Below are 503 nucleotides of genomic sequence, written 5' to 3' on the forward strand. Positions count from 1 at the left end.
CGGAAGGCTCAGGTGTGATGAAAGAGAAATGCCCACTGCTACCATTCGACCCTTACTATGTGGACGAGTTTGCCTACACCGAAGGGAACGCGTGGCAATGGAAGTTCCAACCAATGCACGATTTCAATCGCCTGAAACAAGAAATCTATCAAGCCGACTTGGCGCAAGGCAAAGACACCACGCCAGAGAAAGCCTTCCGTGAAGACTTGGACGAGCTATTCAACGCGCGTTCTTCAAACACAGGTGAAGAGCTGCCAGACCTAACGGGTTACATCGGTCAGTACATGCACGGTAACGAACCATCGCACCACATTCCTTGCCTATACGGGCTTACGGATGAGCCATGGAAAGCGCAAGAGTACCTGGACCGCATCATGTCAGAGATGTACACCAGCGAGCCAACCGGTTTGATTGGTAACGAAGACGTAGGTCAAATGAGCTCTTGGTACTTGATGTCAGCAATGGGCTTCTACCAAGTGACGCCTGCGGATCCGGTCTACACC

The 503-nt window shown here is 51.7% G+C and carries 1 protein-coding gene; it reads left to right on the forward strand.

Going from position 1 to position 503, the window contains the following annotated elements; translation table 11 throughout:
* Positions 1 to 503 (forward strand): glycoside hydrolase domain-containing protein (locus tag R7E78_RS31025; RefSeq protein WP_318059258.1); only part of this gene is annotated, 503 nt, incomplete at both ends.

The sequence above is a fragment of the Vibrio sp. YT-19(2023) genome, from assembly GCF_033337395.1.